This window comes from Paracoccus jeotgali (assembly GCF_002865605.1).
GTDB classification, from domain to species: domain Bacteria; phylum Pseudomonadota; class Alphaproteobacteria; order Rhodobacterales; family Rhodobacteraceae; genus Paracoccus; species Paracoccus jeotgali.
In genome coordinates this window covers 2,221,817-2,238,317 of record NZ_CP025583.1, presented here as the reverse complement: position 1 = coordinate 2,238,317, position 16,501 = coordinate 2,221,817, and the positions used below count along the sequence as shown (strand labels likewise).

The following is a 16,501-nucleotide window of genomic DNA, read 5'->3' as shown; positions in this document are numbered from 1 at the left end:
TGGCGGGGCCGGTTAGTTGCCCGCGACCAGATTGCTTGCGGGCGCGCAGTGATTGTCCGAGTCGGGATAGATGACATGGCCATCGCTCGTCAGCCGCGCCTCGGGCGTGGGCTTGGCGGGCGTGATCGTGCCCGGCCCCATCAGGTGGTCGACCGGATGCCCGCTTAGCAGCAGGTAATCGGTGATGATCCGCCGGTGACAGCGCCACCACACGGCTTCTGAACACATCAGGCTGACCCGCTGTTCGGCGCCCAGTTCCAGCAGTTCGGCGAACGCGGCGCCGAAGCTGTCGCCAAGCGCATAGTCGGCGTAATTGTGAAAGCTGCGGTTGCGCCAGGTGTCGTTCAGGCAGTCATCGACCTCGGGCTGTTTCGGCCGACGCCCGCCCAGATCCGGCATGTGGCGATAGCCGATCTGATACAGCGACAGCGCGTCGGGCAGGCTGTCGGTGTTGAATTGCGGGTTCGTGCGCGAGCGCGGAAAGGACCGCACATCGACCAGCAGCCGCACCCCGGCCTCGGTCAGCATGGCGATGAACTCGTCCAGACTGCGGTTGGAATGGCCGATGGTGGTGAACGCCGCGACCATCAGTCGATCTTCGTCAGCGCAGTTTCCTTGTGGGCTGCGATATGGTCGGTCTTGTCGCTTTTGATCTCGTATTGCGGGTCATCCCTGGACGCGCGGTGGGTGTGACCCTTGTAATCGAAATCGCTGTGATGGACCTTGATGATCCTGCCCGAGACGCGACCGGCCTCGGAATTCCAGCTGACATGGTCGCCGACCGAGAATTTGGACATGTCGCCTCCGGCTTGCTGTGGGGTGTCTGCAGGGAACGCGAGGGGTGGTGCCTTCGTTCCAGCCGGGACGCCCTGGGCCCCGTCAGCTTGCGGCGCAGAGCGAGCAGATGCGCCGCACCGCCAGCTCATACCCCTCGACCCCCATCCCGGCCAGCACCCCATCGGCCCGCAGCGAGACGTAAGAGTGGTGGCGGAACGCCTCGCGCTTGTGGATGTTCGAGATGTGGCACTCGATCACCGGCCCCTCGAAGGTGTTCAGCGCATCGAGGATGGCGATGGAGGTATGGGTAAAGGCGCCGGGGTTGATGACGATGCCGCAGGCGGATGCCCGCGCCTCGTGGATGCTGTCGATGATCGCGCCCTCGTGGTTCGACTGGAACAGCCGGAGCTGAAACCCCTGCTGGGCGGCAATGGCGGCGCAGGCGCGTTCGACATCGGCCAGCGTGGTGTGGCCATAGATCTCTGGCTCTCGCTGCCCCAGCAGGTTCAGGTTCGGCCCGTTCAGGATGTAGATCGTCTTCGACATGGGTCGGCCCTTTCGCCAGCGACTGCCCCGCGCCACCGAGTGTTACAGGCCCCGGCCCGGTCAGGGCAAGCGGGTTAGGGGACCTCTGACTGCTGGCGCCGGGATGGTGGCTACGCCGGCACCACCAGATCCCGGCCGCTGACCTGTTTGACCGCCAGCCCGGTGCCGAACAGATCGGTCAGCAGAGGACCGGTCGCGCATTCGTCCTACTCCGCCGGATACCCCGTCATCTCCAGATAGCCCTTGCCCGCGACCGATCCGCTGACCGTCACCGGCCCCTCCCAATAGGGGACCGAGGTGGTCATGTAGCTGCGCGGGTTGATCGCCGTGACCGTCACATCCACCCCTTGATCCGGCACCCCGATCCGCCACGACACCGGCGGCGCGCCCGCATCCGGGGTCATCAACAGCGTCTCTCCGTCCAGCGGGATCACCGCGCCGGTGGGCTCGATCAGGCTGCCGAAGACAAAGGGCGTCTCGCCGCGCACGCGGGCCGCCATCAGCTTGCGGCCGTCGTCCAGATGCAGCGCGAACCAGTCCCAGCCGCTCTGGCTGCGGTCGAGCGGTTGCGAGGACCACTCGCGGTCCAGCCACGCCTGCCCGGTCACCTCGACCGCCCCCTGCGGCAGCGCCAGATGGCCAGTGACGCGGTAAAAGGGCTGGCTGTAATAGCGGCTCGCCTGCCCGCCCGGACCCTTGACCGAGTAGCCGTTCTGCCCGTGCAGGACCAGCGGGCCGTCCGCCGTCGCGGTCAGATCATAGGCGAAATCGGGGCCGCGCGCGGTCAGGGTCAAATCGCCGATGCCGTCGGAGTCGGGCATGGCCTGCATCGACCATTCGTCGATCCAGGCGCGAAAGGGCTGGGCTGTGACGCCGGCCTGTCCGATCCCGCCGCGGGCAAAGCGTTCCGCGACGTGATGCGCGTCGGGCGTCGTCAGCGCGGCATGGGCCATCCAGACCTGCGGGCTGGCCCAGCCCTCGCTTGCCCCCTGCGGCGACAGGGCCGAGCGGAACAGCGTCCATTGCACCCCGTAATCGCGCCCGTCGCTGCCCTGCAGGTTCGCGGTCAGATACCACCACTCGATCCGGAAATCCTCATGCGGGCCGTGGTCGCGGGGGAAAATCGGCGCACGGGCGGGGTCGGGGATGGCGAAACCGCTCGATTCGGCGCCCAGCCCGGCAAAGCCGCGCTCTTGCGCGGCGGCGGGCAGGGCGGCGAGGCACAGGGCGAGCAGCCAGCTAGCGTTCATCGGCGAAAACCCTCAGCAATTGCGCGGGCGTGATCCGGGCCAGCCGCAGCGCGGGCAGGGCCCCGGCGGCCAGCGCAGTCACCAGCGCCGCCAGCCCCATGTTCAGGATCAGCCCCGGCGCCAGCTGCATGGGCAGCCGCCAGCCAAAGGCTGCGACATTGACCACCGCGAGCAGCATCCAGGCCAGCGCCAGCCCCACCGGCACCGCATAGGCCGCGGTCAGCGCCGCCAGCACCAGCGTCCGCGCCAGCTCCAGCCGGGCCAGCCGCGCCCGCGTCAGCCCGGCCGCCCAGACCGGCGCCAGTTGCGGCAGCCGCATCGAGGCGAGGGTCAGCAGCCCGGTCAGCAGCGCGATCCCCGCCACCCCCAGCGTAAGCACGTTCAGCGCTGCGGTGACGGCGAAGGTGCGCTCGAAAATCTGCAGCGACACGGCCTTGGCGCGGGCCTGATCGGTCACCGCGCCGCTGGGCAGATCGAACTGCGCCCGCAGCGCCTGGGCCAGCGGCTGCGCACGCTCGGGCGCGACGCGCACCGCCTGGTTCAGCCGCGGCGCGTCGGGGAAGCGTTGCAGGAAATCGTCGAGCCCGATGATCGCCTGCGGGTTCGGGTTGCCGTAATCGGAATAGACGCCCACCACCGGCAGCGCGCCCTGTGGCAGGTCCAGTTGCTGATCCAACGCCAGCTTTTCGCGCCGCGCCAGTTGCTCGTTGATCAGGACGCCCGTCCCCGCCGCCACCCGGTCCCAGACATCGTCCTGCGCCGACAGCAGCGGCCAATGCTCGCGATAGGTGGCGTGGTCGGCCACGCCGAAGATGCGGCCGGGCTGGCCGCGCAGGGGGGCATCGACGCTCCAGATCGGCAGGACGGCATCGGCGCGGGGGGCGAGCCAGTCGCGGATCGCGGCGGCCTCGGGGTCCGAGCGGGCGTTGACGTAAAGCTCGGCCACCAGCCGTTGATCGAGCCACCCGGTGAAGGTGCCGCGAAAGCTGCTGACCATGGTGCCGACGCCGATATTGGTCGCCAGCGCCAGCATCAGCGCCATCAGCGCCAGCGACAGCCCGCCCAGCTGCTGCCGCGTATCGGCCACGAACCACTGCGTCAGCACCCCCCGCGCCAGCCGTGCCGAGGCGCGCAGCATCGCGTCCAGCAGCACCGGCAGCAGCAGGGCGGCGGCCAGCAGACCGCAGGCGAGCGCCACAAAGCCGCCGACCAGCCCGCCCGCCAGCAGGGCCAGCGGCAGCGCGGCCAGCAACAGCAGCGCCGCGCCCGCCTGCCAGCGCAGCCCGCGCGCGGCGGCCAGCGCCCAAGGGGCCGACTGCCCCGCCGCCAGCAGCGGCATCTGCGCCGTCTGCGCCAGCCCGCGCAGCCCCGCCACCGCCGTCCCGGCCAGCGCCATGCCCAGCCCCGACAGCACCCAGACCGGCCGCAGCGCCAGGCTGCCGGCGACATCGGCGCCATAGAGGCCCGACAGCGTCGCCGCCACGTCCGGCATCAGCGCCGCCGCCATCGCCCAGCCCAGCACGATCCCCGCCGCCCCGGCGACGAGGGCGAGGATCACCAGCTCTGCCGCCATCACCGCCAGCACCTGCGACCGCGCCGCGCCCAGTGCGCGCAAGGTGCGGACCGTGCCGCGCCGCTGCTCGAAGGCGAGGCCGACGGCCGATTGCGTGATGAACAGCCCGACGATGAAGGACAGCAGCGCGAAGGCGGTCAGGTTGAGGTGAAAGCTCGCGGTCAGCGCGGCGGGATCGGCGCGCTCGCCGGCGGCGCGGCGGACCAGATGTGGGAGGGTTTGCGTGGCGGCGAGCAGCCCGTCGGGCTGGTTGGGCAGAATGGTCAGCGCGGTCAGCCTGTCGCCCAGCCCCAGCAATTCCTGCGCAATGCCGACATCGACGATCAGAGTGCCGGGCGGCACGCCCTCGCGCACCGCGACCTGTACCCCGTTCAGCGCCTGCCCCGCCAGACGCGCGGCGGTGGCGCTGTCGGCATAGCCCAGCCCCGGCGGGGCGACGAAGGCGAGCAGATCGCCCGGCGCGATGGCCCCGGCCGGGCCGCCGGTCCCCGCCGCTTGACGGGTGACGGGTTCGATGCCCAGAACCGAGACGCGCCCGGTATTGTCCGTCAATTGCCCCTCGATCACCGGCGAGACGAGCCAGCCGGCCCGCCGCAGCGCCACGAAATCGCCGGTGGTCAGGCGTTGCCCCGGCGCGGCCTCGAACCGGTCGAGCGCGCTGTCGTCCAGTTGCGCGGCGGCGGCGGCATAGCTGGCGCGGGCCTCGGCGTTGATCGCCTGCACGCCCGACCACAGCGCCGTGGCCAGCATGATCCCGGCCAGCAGCATCGCCAGTTGCAGCGGATGGCGCCGCCAATGCGACATCAGCGCACCCGCGATCAGCGCCGCGCGCCTCACGCCAGACGCCCGGCGCTCAGGTGGACGCGGCGGTCGCAGAGCGCGGCGAGGCGCTGCGAATGGGTGACCAGCACCAGCGAGGTGCCCTGCTGGCGGACCAGCGCCAGCATCAGCGCCGCCACCGCGTCGCCCGTCGCCTCGTCCAGGTTGCCGGTCGGCTCATCGGCCAGCACCAGCGGCGGCTGGCCGCCCAACGCGCGGCCGATGGCGACACGCTGCTGCTGGCCGCCGGACAACTGCTCGGGGTAGCGGTCGAGAAGGGCAGAGAGACCCAGCGCCTCGGCCAGTTCGGCCTGCCGCGCCGGGTCGTGGCGATCCGCCAGCCGCGCCTGAAAACTCAGGTTCGCGGCGACGGTCAGCGAGGGGATCAGGTTGAACTGCTGAAAGATCATGCCCACTTGGTCGCGCCGCAACGCCGCCCGCGTGCGATCATCGGCGCGGGCATCGCCCCGGGCGATGTCCTGCCCCAGCACGGTCAACTGCCCCGAATCGGGCAGATCCAGCCCCGCGATCAGATGCAGCAGCGTGCTTTTGCCGCTGCCGGATTCGCCGGTGACGGCAAGGCTTTCGCCGCGCCGCAGCGTCAGGTCGACGCCGTTCAGCACCGCCACCTGACCGCCTGCGGTCTGAAAGGATTTCACCAGATCCCTTGCCAGGACAACGTGATCCGCCGGAATAGTCATGCGTCTGGGGTCATCCTTTTGCGGTGTCGCCCGATCATGGCGAAACATGAGGGGGCGAGGAAGCGGATTCGGGCGGGCCAGATGCCCTGTCGGTCTGACGACCACCGCCCTGCGCCATGAAAAAAGCGGGCTGCAACGCCCGCTTTATCTGTCCTGTCAAAGTCGGCCCGCTTAGGCGGCGGCCTGTTCCTTCTTGGACTTCAGATAGTCGAGCACGTTTTCCGGGCTCGATTCGCCATAGGGGTCTTCGTCGTGGTTGTCGCAGATGCCCGGCTCTTCGAACCACGCCTCGACCTCGCCATCGTTGATGATGGCCGCATAGCGCCACGAGCGCATGCCGAAGCCCAGATTGTCCTTGGCCACCAGCATCCCGACGCGGCGGGTGAACTCGCCCGAGCCGTCGGGGATGACGCTGACATTCTGCAGATCCTGCGCCTTGGCCCACTGGTTCATCACGAAGCTGTCATTGACCGACAGGCAATAGATCGCGTCGATTCCCTGCTCGCGGAACGCCTCGGCGTTCTTTTCGAAACCGGGCAGCTGATAGGTCGAGCAGGTGGGCGTGAAAGCACCGGGCAGCGAGAACAGGATGACGCGCTTGCCCTTGAACAGATCGTCGGTCGTCACATCCTGCCAGCGGAACGGGTTCGGACCGTCGATGGAATCGTCGCGGACGCGCGTGCGAAAGGTAACGTTCGGAAGGGCCACACCAGGCTTCATGTCAAAAATCCTATGTCGGGTAAAAGATCGGCGACAGTGAAATAGTCAACAATCACGGGGGTTGCAACCCCCCAGGCGGCGGGCCGGGTGACGCAGGCGGGTCGGGTGGCGCGGCGGCCACAGGGCGGGCGGGGCCGCTCAGACCCGCCACGCCTCTTCGATCTCGGCGCGCGAGGCGACCTCGATCTGGTGCGACAGCCGGCCCCGATACAGCGTCATCGCCGCGTCATGGCCGCTATCGGCCGACGACGACACCCCGTCGCTGACCACCACCACCCGATAGCCGCGATCCACGGCGCCGAAGACGGTGGACATGACGCAGACATCGGTCTCGCCCCCCGTCACGATCAGGGTCGAGATCCCGCCCTGTTGCAGCATCTGGTGCAGCCGGCCATCGACCCAGGGCGAATAGATCATGCGGTCGAACTGGCGGGCGGGCGGGACCAACGCGCGCAGCGGTGCGCGCAGCTCCAGCATGGCGGGGTCGAGGGTCTCGCGCAGCATTTGCGGCCAGTGTTCGTAATAGCGCCGCCATGTGCCGACCGTCTCATCAAGGGTCCGGGGCGGGATGAAGCGGGTGAAGATGGTGCGCTCGACATGGGCGGCGGCGAGTTCGGCGGCAACGGGCAGCGTCTCCTCCATCCACGGCACGGCCCAGGGCGAGGCGGGGCCGAACAGCTCTTGAATATCGACGCAGAGATGCACGGCTTCCTCTCCCAACGCGCCGTGCCGCAGGCCTTCGATCATCTGAACCTCGCTGATCTTTTGCCGCTGGAAAACCTGTTCGCGGGCGATTTGTTCCGCAGGATCAGCCGTTCTCGCGCGCCTCTTGCAGCCGTCTGGACAGCTTGCGCGCGATCCGGCGGCGGCCAAAGAACGACCGGATCTGCGTCGCGTGCAGCTTGCGCGGCAGCAAAAGCAGATGTTCCCCGGACGGGCGCACCGAAAACGCCATGCGCGCCGCGACGATGCCGGTTTTCGCCGCGGTCGTGGCGGCGACGGTCAGGCGGATCTGCTTGATCTCGTCATGCCGGATGTCCCTGATCCCATGCGCGCGCATCCGCTGCAAAAGCTCGTCCACGCTGCCGATATCGACCCATTCGCCGCTGCCCAGCGGCCCTTGCAGGCTGGCGTTCGAGGGCGAGGACAGCCGGTCGCGCGCCACCTCGGTCCGGTCGGTGACGGCGACTTCGCAGCCGCCCGAGCCGGTGTCGACGGTCATCAGGATTTCCAGGATATAGATGCTTTCCGCGCCCAGATTGCTGACGAAGATGCGTGGATCGACGTTCTGGTTGCCGGCGCCGTGGATCAGAATGACGCTGCGCCGCTCGCGCCGAAAGCCCGAGACGAGGATCTGCAGATAGACGATCCAGACCAGCGCGGTGACAATGCCCGTCGCCGCCTGAACCGAGGCGCTGTTCTCAGCCAGCCAAGCCCACATGACCCCTCTGCGCCGCGGCGATCAGAAGATCACGAAGGACAGCAGCGCCAGCACGACCACGGCGATGGCGGCCCAGGCGACCCAGCGCATGACGCTGCTGGCGGGCGGGCCGCCGGATTCGGGGTGGCCTGGGATCGGGGTCACGTCAGGCGCGGTGGGCCGGGTGCCGGCGGTGCGGATCTCGGCCGGGCGCGGCGGGTTGCCACCGGCCTCGGCATCGGTGCCCAGGGGCGCGGCGGCGGGGTCGGGATAGGCCACCTTGTCGCCGGTCTTGCCGCGGTCGATATCCTTGCGCAGCTCGCTGGTGGTGACGGGCGGGTCCGGTCTTTCATTGCTCATGGCTGACCTCATCGGGTTGGGGCGACGGGGGCCGCCCGGGTGTATGGCATGCAAGCCGAACCGATGGGGCTGGGTTTTGTTCCGCCCTGTGCCGGGGCGGGGCGGAACAAAAGCCGCCCGCCACGGGTTCGCCCAAGCCACGTCTTCCCCCGCCACCCTGCGAAAGGGACCAGCCATGCCCCCCGTCGGGTCGCCATGATCGAGCTGTGGGAGTTCATCCTGCGCGTCGCCGTCGCGGCGGCCTGCGCGCTGCTGATCGGCATGGACCGCAGCCTGAAGGACAAGCCGCTGGGGGCGCAGGCCTATATCATCGTTGCCACCGGCTCGGCCGCGCTGATCGTGATGACGCTGAACTTCTCGCTCAGCGCGGTTGCCAATGACGGCAGCCTGCAGATGGACCCGATCCGGCTGATCTCGGGGATCGTCGGCGGCATCGGCTTTCTGGGCGGCGGGGCGATCATCAAGAACCAGGATGACGGGCATCTGCGCGGGGCGGCCAGCGGGGCGGCGATCTGGGGCGCGGGCGCCATCGGGATTGCCTGCGGGCTGGGCTATCTGGCCGAGGCGGTGATCATCGCGGTGATCGTGTTCTTTGTGCTGGGCTTGCCGGGGTGGTTCCGCAAAAGCGGTCTCGCGCCGGGTGAGGGGTCGGACGGAGACGAGTAGGGGCGTTAAGCCTTGGTTAACCGCCTGTCCAAACGAAGGGGGCGCGGCCCTCCGCGATCTGCTATCAAGCGAATCGCCCTTGGGGTGAGTGGTTGGACGGCGTGGACTACCCGGAAGCGAGGGGCGGGCGCGTCCAGCCTTGGAATGGAATAGGGCCGCGCGAAACGCGTGGCTGGGGGAGAGAGATCGATGCGGAAACTTCTTGTTGCGGCGCTGATGCTGCTGGCCGGTCCGGCGCTGGCAGAGATCGACGGCCATGGCCCGGATGCGTGGCGTGTGCAGGGTGTGGCCGGAAACGATGTGCTGAACATGCGGATGGGGCCGGGCACGAATTATCCGGTGATCGACCGGCTGGCGCCGAATGCCGGCGGGTTGCAGCTTGTGACCTGCGTGCCGCTGCTGATCGAACCCTATAACAGCGCCCTGACCGAGGCGCAGCGGGCGGCCCTGCCGCAGCGCTGGTGCCTGATGCGCAGCGCGGACCTGACCCGTGCGGGCTGGGTCGCGCAGCGCTTCATCACCCCCGACCAGGGCGGCACCGCTGCGGCCCCCGCGCCGGCTGCGGGTGGCACGCGCGCCGCGCAGACCGCCGCCGCCAGTCCGCGCCCGGCCAGTGCCAGTGCCGATCCCGCCAGCGATCCAATGATCGCGCAGGCCCGCGATCTGGTCCGCGAGGTTTATGACAAGGAACTGCACTCGCCTGACAGCCCGCTCGACCCGGCCCATGCGGGCCATTACTTCACCACCGACATCGTCAGGCTGATCGAATCCAATGGGGTCGAGGCGCATCCGCTGTTCAACGCGCAGGATTTTGACGTCACCGTGTCCGAACCGCAGCCCGACCCGGACACGCCGATGCTGCGCGGCACGATCTTCATCAATGTCGATTTCACCAATTTCGGCCGCCCGCAACGCGCGGTGTTCTCGCTGCGCGCCGATCCCGAGCGGCCGGGCGCACCGCTGCGGATCTTCAACATCGACCACGGCGACTGGTCGTTTCCCTAGCGCCTGACGGCTGCGGGCGCGGTCAGCCCCGGCAGGCTCTGAGCGGCGAGCAACAGAACCCAGCTCGTCAGCACAAAGGGCAGGGTCATGGCCGGCAGGCCAAAGGTGCCCATCGTCGCCGCGGCCGCCGCCGCGACAAAGGGCGTCACCGCCGCGCCGAAGATCGCATAGATCGTCGCGCGCGGCCCCGGCGGCAGAAAGACCGCGCCCAGCGCGATCGCGGTCAGCACACTGTTGAAGCCGAAAGCCCCGGCCCGCATCGACACCTCGGACGCGCCCATCGCCCAGGCGATTAGCAGCCCGGTCAGCGTCCCCGCCACGGCCATGACGAAGGCCCGGCGCGAGGCGATCAGCAGCCCGGCGCCAAAGATCGCGCTGCTGACCATGTGGCCCTGGAAGAACACCTGCCCGATCCCCTCCAACGCGCCTTGGCCAAGGCTCGCGGCGGTGACGACGCCCTGCGGTCCGGCCTTGACCGGCAGCCCGGCGGTGGGCAGCAGGCCCGAGGCCTCGATCCGGCCAAAGCGTGCCGTCGCCATGAAAAAGGACAGCGCCACCAGCACGAAGGGCGCGGTCAGCACCGGCAGGTCCCAGCCCCGGAATAGCGTCATCATCGCCGCCATCAGCACCGTCGCGCAGGACGCGGCGAGGATCACGCAAAGCCATGTCAGCGGGTTCGGCGCCAGGAAATACAGCAGCGCGATGCCGACCAGCGCGCCGTTGAAGCCAAACAGCCCCGCCCGCACCATCTGCCGATCCGCGCCCAGCAGCAGCGCCGCCAGTGTCGAGGTCACTGTCCCGGCCAGCGCCGCCGCCGCGAACAGCGGCGAGTTCACCGCGATGCCCAGCAGAAACAGCAGCCCGGCATAGCTGTTGTTCTGGAACATCACCTGCCCCATGCCGCGCAGCACGCTGTCCGCGAGCATCGCCACGCCGCCGAGCCAGCCTGTCCCCTGACCCGCCAGCCCGCTTGGCGACAGATGCAGCCCCGTCGCCGGTGCCCCGGACGCGGAGGGTAAGCCAAACCTGCCGATGATGTTCATGCCGCGCCTTCGCCAGATCCCGATGCGCCCATTAAGGCCGAACCCCGCCTTCAGGCAATGGGCCGCGCAGCACGCCGCTTCAAAGGAAAACGCGCCACGCGGGCGCCTCTCCGGTCGGTCAGATGATGCTGCGGCCCTGCCTGCGGGCCTTGCGCCACTCGCCCCAGAACGCCCGGACCAGGACGAACAGGACAACGGCGACGATGGCCGGGAAGGCCAGAACATAGAAGGTGAGGAAGGATGGTGTCATGATGTCTCCTTTCAGGCGACCGCTTCGGTGTCGTCGAAACTGCCGGTCTTGCGGCTGATGCGGCGGAAGTCGAACCGCTCTTCGCTGCGCCAGGACAGCGCCACGCACAGGATCATGCTGATTGCATAGGCCAGCAGCGAGGCGGTCAGCACCGGGTATTGGTGCAGGAACCCGATGCCGAATGGCATGGCGACAGCGGCCGCCACCACGCCCGCGCCGACACCGGCCCGCACGCCCAGAAAGCCGAAGATCATCAGCCCCGCGATCACGCCCACGCCGATCACGGACAGGATGTCGGTGACGACCGCGATGCCCCCTTCCAGCGGGATCAGCCCGAAGCGGACCGGGAAGAACGCGATCAGCGCCCCCAGAACCGAGACGGTAAAGGCGGTGTTGGTGACCTTGTTCCAATAGAAACTCGCGATCACCGGGAAGACCAGCGCCCCCCAGATCGCACCCACCAGCACCAGCAGTTCCAGGATGTTGAACCGCGCGCTGGCAAAGAACAGCGCCGCCGCGGTGGCCACGATCATCGTCATCCGCCCGATCAGCAGCATCAGCCGCGGACAGGCATCGCCGGGCTTTGCGATGTTGCGGCCATAGATATCGGTCATCACGATGGACGACATCGCCGCCAGATCGGAATCCGCCGTCGAGGCCAGCGAGCCGATCACCATGATGAAGAACACGCAAAGCAGCGCCGGGCCCAGATAGGTGGCGGCCAGTTGCGGGATCAGGTTGTTGGTGTCGCCGTCAATGGGATCGACGCCCAGATACAGCGCCAGCACCCCAAGGATGCCGACCCCGATCACCGTCGCGCCATAGCCGATGGTCGCGGTGATGAAGGTCTGCTTGATCTTGTCCTCGCGCACTGCGAACAGGCGCTGCGCGATGGTCTGGTTGCCAATGGCATAGGCCAGCACCGCCGCGATATAGGGCGCACCCTGGTTGAAGAACGCGTCGGACGAGAAAAAGCTCTGCTGCGAGGGCGTCAGGTTGACCGCGCCGCCGACAAAGATCTCGGTCCCGCCGGCGGCAAAGAACACCGCCGGGACGATGACCACCACCGCGCCCAGCATGGCGCAGACCTGGATGAAGTCGGTCAGGATCGAGGCCCGGACACCGGACCACAGCGTATACAGCAGCACCCCCAACGCGATCATCAGGATGCCCGCGCTGAAGGACAGCGGCGACAGCATCGCGATCAGCGCACCGCCGGCGATGAAGTTCGAGGTCAGGCTGAGCACGCTGCCCAGCAGATTGGACCCTGCAAGAATCAGCTGGCTCGACCGGCCGTGACGGGCATGCAGGATTTCAGCCAGCGTATGCGCCTCCGGGGCAAGGCTGCGGATACGACGGCCGAAGGGGTAAATGAACAGGATCATCAGCGCGCCCCACAATCCGTAATGGATCGGGCCCGAGATCCCGTAGGTATAGCCAGAGGTCGCCGAGGCATAAAGCGACGAGGCCCAGATCCAGGTCGCCGTCATCGACGCGGCCGAGATGCCATAGCCGACCTGATTGCCGGCGGTCATGTACTTGTCTGCGTTCTCGCGTTTTCGTCCGATGGACAGCGACAACAGGAAGGTTCCGCCGAAGAACAGAAACATCAGCGAAAGCACGAGCGGTGTTCCGAGGGGATGGAGTTGCATTGCACCTATCATCATTGTTGACACAACGCGGCCCAGGGCGCCTGCCGGGTGAACGGCAGCCGCTGCAAAGCATGCCGCGGGCCGCGGCCTGATCAGAATCGGCGTCGTTCCTGCCGAAAATCGCGCGCCAGAACGGCAGCGCGGGCGCATGCAATGGCACACGCAGGCCCCGTTCTCAGCCGGAACGAAGCGAGGTGGAACCTAACGGTTTCTTGATGGGATGCAACCCGTGCCCCGAAATGGGGGCTTTTCGGTGCGGTTCGGGGGCCGCTGATTTCAGCATGAACGGCAGCTGCTGGTGGGCGAGAGGCAGTCTGGATCGGCGCGAGACGGCAGCGGCGGCCGCGCCTGCGGGTGCGGTCAGGCAAGGCACGCTGGCGCTGACTGAATACGCGACGGCCGGGCCTGCGTTGGCCCGCCCGTCGAATCAACATTCTGGCGTTACGACACCAGAACCCGCTCATTGGCGGCGTGACGCTCGGCCAGCTTGCGGGCCAGCCGGCCGCGCGGCAGGTGACGCGCGGGCTCGGGTGCGGAAGCGATCAGTTCCGGGAAAAGCTGCCGGATTTCCGCGCGGGCGGCGTCGGGTATCCCCTTCAGCGCCTCGGGGCCGAGATAGAGCGACTCGGTCTCGGCGCCGTTCGAGCGGACGATGGCGTGTCCGTCCAGCAGGAAGTGGATATACTCGACCTGCGCCATGTCGCGGGCGACGGTGATGCCCGGCAGGCCGACCAGATGCTTGGCCCCGACCAGAACCTCATCCGCGCCGAACATGCGCCCGGCGATGGCCGAACGGATCAGGATGCGATGCTGCGGCGAGACGACCAGATCGCGTTCCGGCGTCCCGTTCCCAAGCGCTCCCGCTGCGATACGGATCGGCCGCAGATTGGGCGAGACGTCGAGCGCCGCCGCATTCAGCCTGCGCGAGCCGATCCAGCTGATCGGCTGATAGCCCCTGTCCCGCGTCCAGACCCGATCACCCGCCACCAGATCCTCGACGGCGACCTCGCCCTGATCGGTGGCGATCATCGTGCCGGGGGTGAAGCACGGCGCGATCTCGACGTCCTTGATCTCGGGGTTGAAGCCGACTTTCGCCATTGTGGTTCGGTAATCCAATGGCGTGACGTTCTTTACCGTTATCCCGTAAACCACCGTGATGTCGTCCCACTCGTCAACGGTGTCGTTGGAGGGGCGGATAAAGACATCGCCATTCGTCGCCTGCTTCAGAACACCGGACTTGGTCACGGTGATCCGGTTTCCGTCTGCGTCCTCGGTTTCGATGTCGAAATCCGCGCTGGTGAAGGCGGCGATCTTCGCATTGCCTGTCACGCCGCCGCCCGGCTGTTCATAGGAAAAACGGGTGGTGCCTGTCTGATAGGTGGTATTCCAACGGCCATTCGTCGGCCCGCTCACATCGACCGCCTGCAGCCCCGTGTTCCCAGAGGCAGTCCAGCCGTTCGCGGCGCTTGCCTGCCCATACGAGATGTTGCTGTTGGGAGATGGGTTCAACTGCGGCTTGTTGCCGATCCAGAGCCATGTCACCGTGGTCATGATTACACATCCTTTTAAAATCGGGTGCCGATGCCCGCGCGCAATTCCGGTTCTCGGAGAAAGAGAAGAGGTTCTGCGTCATCAGCTGGCCCAAAGTCCGGGCGCTGCACCGCAAATCTGCAAACACCGCGATCACCCGCGGTCACTCGGGCAGCAAGGCCCCGGTTACAACCCATGCCGGTGCATCCTGCCCCGACAGCGACAGCCCGCCGAGGGTCGGGCATGTGCCGACAAAGGCACCCGACACCAGCGAAGGACGGCTGATGGGGACAGTCTAGGACAGCATCGGGCAGGGGTCCAGCCCCGCGCCCCAAGAGTGACGATAGGTCGCCCGGCGCGCCTTACTCGACCGTCACCGATTTCGCGAGGTTGCGGGGTTGGTCGACGTCGGTGCCTTTGGCGACGGCGGTGTAATAGGCGAGGTATTGCATCGGGACCGCGTAGACGATCGGCTGGAAGACGCCGCCGCCCTCGGGCATGGTCAGGCCGGCGCGGATGCCGTGGCCGGCCTCGGCCAGACCGGCTGCGTCCGAGATCAGCAGCACCTGGCCGTGGCGCGCCATCACCTCTTGCATGTTCGAGACGGTCTTTTCGAACAGCGCGTCGCGCGGCGCGACGACCACCACCGGCATGTTCTGGTCGATCAGCGCGATGGGCCCGTGCTTCAACTCGCCCGAGGCATAGCCCTCGGCGTGGATATAGCTGAGTTCCTTCAGCTTCAGCGCGCCCTCGAGCGCGACGGGATACAGCGCCCCGCGCCCCAGAAACAGCACGTCGCTGGCGTCGGACAGCCAGCCGGCCAGCGCCTCGCACTCGTCGGCGGTGGCCAGCGCTTGGTTAACGAGCGCCGGGACGCGGCGCAGATCGGCCAGATGCGCGGCCAGTTCGGCGTCGCTCAGGCAGCCGCGATCATGCCCGGCCTTCAGCGCCAGCACGGCCAGCACCGCAAGCTGGCAGGTGAACGCCTTGCTCGACGCCACGCAGACCTCGACCCCGGCCAGCGTCGGCAGGGCCAGATCGGTGTCGCGTGCGATGGCCGAGGTGCCCACATTCACCACCCCCAGCGTCCGCGCCACCTTGCCGCGCGCGTAATGCAGGGCGGCCAGCGTGTCGGCGGTCTCGCCCGACTGGCTGACGAAGATCCCCCAGCTTTCGGGCGACAGCGGCGGCTCGCGATAGCGGAACTCTGACGCCACATCCAGATCGCAGGGCAGGCGGGCGAGCTTTTCGAACCAGTATTTCGCCACATGCGCGGCCAGATAGGCGGTCCCGCAGCCGACCAGCGTCAGCCGGTCGACCTGCGCGAAATCCAGCCCCTCGGGCAGCACGATGCGGTCGTCCTTGATATAGTGGTTCAGCACATCGCCCAGCACGGCGGGCTGCTGCGCGATCTCTTTCGCCATGAAATGCCGGTAGCCGCCCTTGTCGATGGCGGTGGCGCCGACGTCGATGCGCGCGGTCTCGCGGCTGACCGGCCGGCCGTCGGCGTCAAAGATCTCGACCCCGGCGCGGGTCAGGATGGCGTGGTCGCCATCCTCGAGATAGGTCACGCGGTCGGTGAAGGGCGCCAGCGCGATCGCGTCCGAGCCGAGGAACATCTCGCCCTGACCGTGACCGATGGCCAGCGGGCTGCCACGGCGGGCGGCGATCATCAGGTCGGGCTGGTCGTCGAACAGGAAGGCCAGCGCAAAGGCGCCTTTCAGCCGCGCCAGCGTCGCGCGCGCGGCCTCGGTCGGCGTCAGGCCCTGCGCCAGATGGCGGGCGGTCAGCATGGCGACGGTTTCGGTGTCGGTGTCGGATTCGGGCGCCAGACCCTGCGCGGCCAGTTCGTCGCGCAGCTCGCGGAAATTCTCGATGATGCCGTTATGGACCACCGCGACCGGCCCGCGCCGATGCGGGTGGGCGTTGATTTCGGTCGCCGCACCATGCGTTGCCCAACGGGTGTGGCCGATCCCGGCGCGACCGGACAGGGGGTCGCTGACCAGCCGGTCGGACAGGTTGACCAGCTTGCCCACCGCGCGGCGGCGGTCCAGCGTGCCGGCGTCGTCCACGGTGGCGATGCCGGCGCTGTCATAGCCGCGATATTCCAGCCGCTTCAGCGCCTCGACCAGCTGCGGTGCGACCTGATTGTTGCCGAGGATTCCGATGATGCCGCACATGTGGTCTAG

General features: G+C 68.0%; 17 protein-coding genes. 2 read left to right on the top strand and 15 right to left on the bottom strand.

The window, feature by feature from the left end:
- Nucleotides 1-12: 12 nt before the first annotated feature.
- The 10 genes from CYR75_RS10910 to CYR75_RS10865 form a co-directional block, all read right to left on the bottom strand.
- Nucleotides 13-588 carry a DUF488 domain-containing protein gene (locus CYR75_RS10910; RefSeq protein ID WP_101500068.1) on the bottom strand — a complete coding sequence of 192 codons (576 nt, stop codon included), beginning with the start codon at nt 586-588 and terminating at the stop codon, nt 13-15.
- A complete protein-coding gene (locus CYR75_RS10905) occupies nt 588-797 on the bottom strand; it encodes a hypervirulence associated TUDOR domain-containing protein (RefSeq protein ID WP_101500067.1) in 210 nt (69 codons plus the stop codon). Before CYR75_RS10905 ends, CYR75_RS10910 begins: the two co-directional genes overlap by 1 nt.
- A gap of 82 nt (nt 798-879) precedes the next feature.
- Nucleotides 880-1,323 carry a type II 3-dehydroquinate dehydratase gene (gene aroQ, locus CYR75_RS10900; RefSeq protein WP_101500066.1) on the bottom strand — a complete coding sequence of 148 codons (444 nt, stop codon included), beginning with the start codon at nt 1,321-1,323 and terminating at the stop codon, nt 880-882.
- A gap of 206 nt (nt 1,324-1,529) precedes the next feature.
- Nucleotides 1,530-2,573: a lipocalin-like domain-containing protein gene (locus tag CYR75_RS10895; protein WP_101500065.1), complete on the bottom strand. Its 1,044-nt coding sequence runs from the start codon at nt 2,571-2,573 to the stop codon at nt 1,530-1,532.
- Nucleotides 2,563-4,950, bottom strand: coding sequence for an ABC transporter permease (locus CYR75_RS10890; RefSeq protein ID WP_101501001.1), 2,388 nt, complete (start codon nt 4,948-4,950; stop codon nt 2,563-2,565). The genes CYR75_RS10895 and CYR75_RS10890 overlap by 11 nt, the downstream gene beginning before the upstream one ends.
- Before the next feature lie 29 nt (nt 4,951-4,979).
- Nucleotides 4,980-5,666, bottom strand: a complete 687-nt coding sequence (locus CYR75_RS10885) for an ABC transporter ATP-binding protein (protein ID WP_101500064.1) — start codon at nt 5,664-5,666, stop codon at nt 4,980-4,982.
- Nucleotides 5,667-5,837: 171 nt separating this feature from the next.
- Complete coding sequence (locus CYR75_RS10880; RefSeq protein WP_101500063.1) at nt 5,838-6,386, bottom strand: peroxiredoxin; 549 nt, start codon at nt 6,384-6,386, stop codon at nt 5,838-5,840.
- A gap of 138 nt (nt 6,387-6,524) precedes the next feature.
- Nucleotides 6,525-7,133 (bottom strand): cysteine hydrolase family protein, encoded by a 609-nt coding sequence (locus CYR75_RS10875; RefSeq protein ID WP_101500062.1) that lies wholly within the window; start codon nt 7,131-7,133, stop codon nt 6,525-6,527.
- Between the two features lie 61 nt (nt 7,134-7,194).
- Nucleotides 7,195-7,827: a hypothetical protein gene (locus tag CYR75_RS10870; RefSeq protein ID WP_101500061.1), complete on the bottom strand. Its 633-nt coding sequence runs from the start codon at nt 7,825-7,827 to the stop codon at nt 7,195-7,197.
- A gap of 21 nt (nt 7,828-7,848) precedes the next feature.
- Entirely contained in the window at nt 7,849-8,166 is a 318-nt protein-coding gene (locus tag CYR75_RS10865) for a hypothetical protein (protein WP_225972693.1), read from the bottom strand.
- A gap of 195 nt (nt 8,167-8,361) precedes the next feature.
- Between CYR75_RS10865 and CYR75_RS10860 the strand changes: the two genes are divergently transcribed.
- Both CYR75_RS10860 and CYR75_RS10855 read left to right on the top strand, forming a co-directional pair.
- Entirely contained in the window at nt 8,362-8,832 is a 471-nt protein-coding gene (locus CYR75_RS10860; protein WP_158644642.1) for an MgtC/SapB family protein, read from the top strand.
- A gap of 189 nt (nt 8,833-9,021) precedes the next feature.
- Nucleotides 9,022-9,837 carry an SH3 domain-containing protein gene (locus tag CYR75_RS10855; protein WP_101500058.1) on the top strand — a complete coding sequence of 272 codons (816 nt, stop codon included), beginning with the start codon at nt 9,022-9,024 and terminating at the stop codon, nt 9,835-9,837.
- On the opposite strand, the gene CYR75_RS10850 is transcribed toward CYR75_RS10855, so the two are convergent.
- The 5 genes from CYR75_RS10850 to glmS all read right to left on the bottom strand — a co-directional run bounded on the left by CYR75_RS10850 (nt 9,834) and on the right by glmS (nt 16,492).
- Nucleotides 9,834-10,880 carry an urea transporter gene (locus tag CYR75_RS10850; RefSeq protein WP_158644641.1) on the bottom strand — a complete coding sequence of 349 codons (1,047 nt, stop codon included), beginning with the start codon at nt 10,878-10,880 and terminating at the stop codon, nt 9,834-9,836. The genes CYR75_RS10855 and CYR75_RS10850 overlap by 4 nt on opposite strands.
- A 118-nt stretch (nt 10,881-10,998) precedes the next feature.
- Nucleotides 10,999-11,130, bottom strand: a complete 132-nt coding sequence (locus CYR75_RS16430) for a putative transporter small subunit (protein ID WP_225972692.1) — start codon at nt 11,128-11,130, stop codon at nt 10,999-11,001.
- 11 nt (nt 11,131-11,141) lie between these two features.
- Nucleotides 11,142-12,782, bottom strand: a complete 1,641-nt coding sequence (locus CYR75_RS10845; protein ID WP_101500056.1) for a sodium:solute symporter family protein — start codon at nt 12,780-12,782, stop codon at nt 11,142-11,144.
- 441 nt (nt 12,783-13,223) lie between these two features.
- Entirely contained in the window at nt 13,224-14,333 is a 1,110-nt protein-coding gene (locus CYR75_RS16425; protein WP_225972691.1) for a Hint domain-containing protein, read from the bottom strand.
- 341 nt (nt 14,334-14,674) lie between these two features.
- Nucleotides 14,675-16,492 carry a glutamine--fructose-6-phosphate transaminase (isomerizing) gene (gene glmS / locus CYR75_RS10835; protein ID WP_101500055.1) on the bottom strand — a complete coding sequence of 606 codons (1,818 nt, stop codon included), beginning with the start codon at nt 16,490-16,492 and terminating at the stop codon, nt 14,675-14,677.
- Nucleotides 16,493-16,501 lie beyond the last annotated feature (9 nt).

Bases quoted from the DNA above. Each gene is read 5' to 3' on its own strand.
- CYR75_RS10905 (WP_101500067.1), bottom strand. From the start codon at position 797: ATGTCCAAATTCTCGGTCGGCGACCATGTCAGCTGGAATTCCGAGGCC.
- CYR75_RS10850 (WP_158644641.1), bottom strand. From the start codon at position 10,880: ATGAACATCATCGGCAGGTTTGGCTTACCCTCCGCGTCCGGGGCACCG.
- aroQ (WP_101500066.1), bottom strand. From the start codon at position 1,323: ATGTCGAAGACGATCTACATCCTGAACGGGCCGAACCTGAACCTGCTG.
- CYR75_RS16425 (WP_225972691.1), bottom strand. From the start codon at position 14,333: ATGACCACGGTGACATGGCTCTGGATCGGCAACAAGCCGCAGTTGAAC.
- CYR75_RS10845 (WP_101500056.1), bottom strand. From the start codon at position 12,782: ATGCAACTCCATCCCCTCGGAACACCGCTCGTGCTTTCGCTGATGTTT.
- CYR75_RS10895 (WP_101500065.1), bottom strand. From the start codon at position 2,573: ATGAACGCTAGCTGGCTGCTCGCCCTGTGCCTCGCCGCCCTGCCCGCC.
- CYR75_RS10860 (WP_158644642.1), top strand. From the start codon at position 8,362: ATGATCGAGCTGTGGGAGTTCATCCTGCGCGTCGCCGTCGCGGCGGCC.
- glmS (WP_101500055.1), bottom strand. From the start codon at position 16,492: ATGTGCGGCATCATCGGAATCCTCGGCAACAATCAGGTCGCACCGCAG.
- CYR75_RS10885 (WP_101500064.1), bottom strand. From the start codon at position 5,666: ATGACTATTCCGGCGGATCACGTTGTCCTGGCAAGGGATCTGGTGAAA.
- CYR75_RS10870 (WP_101500061.1), bottom strand. From the start codon at position 7,827: ATGTGGGCTTGGCTGGCTGAGAACAGCGCCTCGGTTCAGGCGGCGACG.
- CYR75_RS10875 (WP_101500062.1), bottom strand. From the start codon at position 7,133: ATGATCGAAGGCCTGCGGCACGGCGCGTTGGGAGAGGAAGCCGTGCAT.
- CYR75_RS10910 (WP_101500068.1), bottom strand. From the start codon at position 588: ATGGTCGCGGCGTTCACCACCATCGGCCATTCCAACCGCAGTCTGGAC.
- CYR75_RS10880 (WP_101500063.1), bottom strand. From the start codon at position 6,386: ATGAAGCCTGGTGTGGCCCTTCCGAACGTTACCTTTCGCACGCGCGTC.
- CYR75_RS10855 (WP_101500058.1), top strand. From the start codon at position 9,022: ATGCGGAAACTTCTTGTTGCGGCGCTGATGCTGCTGGCCGGTCCGGCG.
- CYR75_RS10890 (WP_101501001.1), bottom strand. From the start codon at position 4,950: ATGTCGCATTGGCGGCGCCATCCGCTGCAACTGGCGATGCTGCTGGCC.
- CYR75_RS10865 (WP_225972693.1), bottom strand. From the start codon at position 8,166: ATGAGCAATGAAAGACCGGACCCGCCCGTCACCACCAGCGAGCTGCGC.
- CYR75_RS16430 (WP_225972692.1), bottom strand. From the start codon at position 11,130: ATGACACCATCCTTCCTCACCTTCTATGTTCTGGCCTTCCCGGCCATC.